The 4,300-nt window shown below is 54.9% G+C and carries 2 protein-coding genes; both read left to right on the top strand.

From position 1 onward, the window contains the following. Positions 1 to 366: 366 nt before the first annotated feature. Positions 367 to 3,078 carry a DNA gyrase/topoisomerase IV subunit A gene (locus HMPREF0673_RS06975; RefSeq protein ID WP_007900013.1) on the top strand — a complete coding sequence of 904 codons (2,712 nt, stop codon included), beginning with the start codon at positions 367 to 369 and terminating at the stop codon, positions 3,076 to 3,078. A 178-nt stretch (positions 3,079 to 3,256) separates the two neighbouring features. Beyond that, complete coding sequence (locus tag HMPREF0673_RS06970; protein WP_007900012.1) at positions 3,257 to 4,030, top strand: DUF3316 domain-containing protein; 774 nt, start codon at positions 3,257 to 3,259, stop codon at positions 4,028 to 4,030. Positions 4,031 to 4,300: the final 270 nt, after the last annotated feature.

Genomic DNA, 4,300 nt, shown 5'->3' with positions numbered 1-4,300 from the left:
TTCTAATTTAAGCCCTAATTTGAGTGCTTACGCATTGATTTTCATTATAACAACTCTATTTCATCAATTATAACTAAAAAATAGTTATGTCACGGCTGCAAAGTTAAGCTATTTTTTCAATTAAACCTAATTTTTAGACTTAATTTTTCACCTTACCCCTATTAATATTTTATTGCAGAAGCGCATTTACCCCCCCCCATTTCGTTGTGTCATAGGACGCAAAAACCCTCGTAAATACGGCATTTTCAACAAAAAGACGGGAGCATAACTCAATAATTGTTTTTTTTTTTGTACTTTTGCCTGTTGACAAGATTTTTGAACAAAAATAGACGCCTTGTACACTTGTCAACTAAAAAAATAAAAAACATGGACGACGAGAAAAAAGACATCATGCCAAGCGATCACTCCGACTACAAACCTGTCAACCGTTTCGACGCTTCAGCAGTGCATCACCTCAGTGGTATGTACCAAAACTGGTTTCTGGATTACGCCTCATACGTAATCTTAGAGCGTGCCGTGCCTCATATCGAGGACGGTTTGAAGCCTGTGCAACGACGCATACTCCACTCGATGAAGCGCATGGACGACGGCCGTTTCAACAAGGTGGCTAACATCGTGGGACACACCATGCAGTTTCACCCTCACGGCGACGCTTCCATCGGCGACGCTCTTGTGCAGATGGGACAGAAGGACTTGCTCGTCGACTGCCAGGGCAACTGGGGCAACATCCTCACGGGCGACCGTGCGGCTGCACCGCGATACATCGAGGCACGACTCTCGAAGTTCGCGCTTGACGTGGTGTTCAACCCTAAGACCACCGATTGGCAGCTCTCCTACGACGGACGCAACAAGGAACCGATTACGCTGCCGGCGAAGTTTCCGCTCCTGTTAGCGCAGGGCGCGGAGGGCATTGCCGTGGGTCTGAGTTCTAAAATCCTGCCGCATAACCTCGTGGAGATATGCGATGCTGCCATCGCCTACCTGCGTGGCGAGGAGTTCCACCTCTACCCCGACTTCCCCACGGGCGGTTCTATCGACGTGGCGAAGTACAACGACGGACAGCGTGGTGGCACCGTAAAGGTGCGTGCGAAGATAGAGAAGCTCGACCAGAAGACTATCGTCATCCGCGAGATACCGTTCTCGAAAACCACATCTACGCTCATCGACTCCATCCTGAAGGCTGTAGAGAAGGGCAAGATAAAGGCGAAGAAGGTGGACGACAACACGGCTGCCGAGGTGGAGATACAGGTGCACCTGGCGCCGGGCGTATCGTCCGACAAGACGATCGACGCGCTCTACGCCTTCTCCGACTGCGAGATAAACATATCGCCCAACTGCTGCGTGATAGAGGACAACAAGCCGTGCTTCCTCACCGTGAGCGACGTGCTGCGCCACTCTACCGACTCCACCATGGGACTGCTGCGCCGCGAGTTACAGATACGCCAGTCGGAGCTGGAGGAGCAGTTGTTCTTCTCGTCGCTCGAGCGCATCTTCATCGAGGAGCGCATCTACAAGGAGAAGAAGTTCGAGCAGGCGAAGTCGCAGGACGAGGTGGTCAGCTTCATCGACTCGAAGCTGGAGCCGTTCAAGAACCAGGTGTTCCGCGTGCAGGACTTCGAGTACTCGTTCCACCGCGAGATAACACGCGACGACATACTGCGCCTGCTCGAGATAAAGATGCAGCGCATACTTAAATATAATAAGGATAAGGCAGACGAGCTGATAGTGCGCATCAAGGCGGAGCTGGCTGAGATAGAGTACGACCTTGCGCACATGACCGACGTGACGATACACTGGTTCGAGTTTCTGCGCGAGAAGTACGGCAAGGATCATCCGCGCCGCACCGAGATACGTAACTTCGACACCATCGAGGCTTCGAAGGTGGTGGAGGCGAACCAGAAGCTGTACATCAACCGCACCGAGGGATTCATCGGCACGGGTCTGAAGAAGGACGAGTTCGTGTGCAACTGCTCGGACATCGACGACATCATCGTGTTCTTCAAGGACGGCAAGTACAAGATGGTGCATGCTGCCGACAAGATATTCGTGGGCAAGAACATCCTGCACGTGCAGGTGTTCAAGAAGAACGACAAGCGCACTATATATAATGTGGTGTACCGCGACGGCAAGGCTGGCGCGGCATACATCAAGCGTTTCTTCGTGCCGACGATGACTGCCGGTCGCGAGTACGACTGCACGCAGGGCACTGCCGGCTCACGCATACTCTACTTCACCGCCAACCCGAACGGCGAGGCGGAGGTGATAAAGGTGACATTGGAGGCGAACCCACGCCTGAAGCGCATCTTCATCGAGAAGGACTTCTCCGAAATCGCCATCAAGGGACGCGCCTCGAAGGGCAACCTGCTCACACGCAACCCTATCCACCGCATCGGACTGAAGAGTCACGGCCACTCTACGCTTGGTGGCAGAAAGGTGTGGTACGACCCGGACGTAAACCGACTCAACTACGACGAGCACGGACGACTCTTGGGCGAGTTCTTCGACGACGACTCGATACTCGTGGTGCTCGACGACGGCAACTTCTACATCTCTACGTTCGATGCCAACAACCACTATGAGGACAACATAAAACTTATCGAGAAGTGGGACCCTGACAAGGTATGGACAGCAGCCCTGTTCGATGCCGACAACGCCAACAACCTCTACCTCAAACGCTTCCGCATGGAGGCGACGAAACGCTGGCAGAACTACATCGGCGAGAACCCGAAGAGCGAGCTACTGCTGCTCACCGACACGCCGTTCCCACGCATAGAGGTCGACTTCGCACCGACCACTGCGCCTGACGGCTCTGAGACGCAACGCCCGTCGTTGGAGATAGACGCGGAGGAGTTTATCGCCGTGAAGGGCTTCAAGGCGAAGGGCAAGCGTGTCACCACGTTCGACGTGCTGGGGGTGAAGGAGCTGGAACCAACACGCTTCCCCGAACCCGAAGCGGAGGAGAACGAGGAGGAAGCTGAAGAGGTAAACCTCGACCCTGATGCTGGCAAGAGTCAGCAGCAGGTGATTGACGAAATGACCGGACAACTTAATATTTTCACCGAGCATGAGGATCTGTAGTCTATTGCTCGCCATGCTATGGTGTACCTCAGGGGGTGCTGCCTCAGGGGGTGCAGTTGTCTCAACTGCACCAACCAAGCAACACGGAAGTATCCCAGAGGGGTGCAGTTGTCTCCGCTCGGCTTTGCCGCTTGCCAGAGCAAGAACTGCACCAGATTACTTAAATACAGATACGTTGGTGCAGTTGAGACAACTGCACCCCCTGAAGCAGCACCCCCTGAGGGAGAATGCTCTTATGCTGGGGGTAGGCTACACCGACATTCTCGACACCTACCTCTCGCCGGAGAAATACCGCGGCACCGACCTGCGCTTTCTGTCGCACACGCGCCGTGAAAATGACTCCACCTGCCTCGTGCACCAGTTGCTGCACGAGGGCAGCATCGCCACAGCCGACAACCGCTCGGGCAATGGGGGCGAGATAGGGGGCGGATACACCTTTGCCTACTCGCTGCTGCGCAAGTGGCAGATGCCCGTGGGCAGTTGTCATCTGCGACTGCTCGCCGGTGGCACCGCGGAACTGAGCGTGGGCTTTCTGTATAACACACGGGGCAGCAACAACCCGGCACAGGCACGACTGGCACTGCAGCTGAAGCCTACCGTGGCTACCGACTTCGACTTCCGACTGTTCCGCCGCCAACAACGACCGTTCACACTGCACTACGAGGCATCGGCTCCGCTCTGCGGTCTGATGTTCTCGCCCAACTACGGGCAATCGTACTACGAGATTTTCTCACGTGGCAACTACGACCACAACTGCGTGCCTACGACTATCGCCTCCACGCCGTCGCTCCGACAGATGCTCACGCTCGACTTCCGTGCGCTGCACACCACGTGGCGCATCGGCTACCTCGGCGACTGGCGCCAGGCAAGCGTAAACAACCTCAAGCAGCACACCTACACTCATGCTCTCGTCTTCGGCATCGTCAGACGCTTCCGCATCGAGAAACTGTAGTCGCCCACGGAACTCACTCTTCTGGTTGAGAAAAACCTCCCACAGAACGCACGGAACACACGGAACCTTCTGGCAGAGAAGTGGCTCCCACAGAACCCACGGAACGCACAGAACCTTCTTGCAGAGAAGAGTCTCCCACAGATTGGCACGGATGCTCACAGATTAGGAGGGTATGGCATCCTGCCATACCCACGCAGCCTCAGGAATCCAGTAGTCTCAGCTCGACTTTACCGACTGTCAGAGCAAGAACTGCACCAACAAAACAAGCAG

This window comes from Leyella stercorea DSM 18206 (assembly GCF_000235885.1).
In the GTDB taxonomy this organism is placed as follows: domain Bacteria; phylum Bacteroidota; class Bacteroidia; order Bacteroidales; family Bacteroidaceae; genus Prevotella; species Prevotella stercorea.
Note: the sequence above shows the minus strand (reverse complement) of the source record. Positions and strands in the feature narration are given on the sequence as shown.

Coding starts and splice junctions, on each gene's coding strand:
- HMPREF0673_RS06975 (WP_007900013.1), top strand. CDS start 367: ATGGACGACGAGAAAAAAGACATCATGCCAAGCGATCACTCCGACTAC.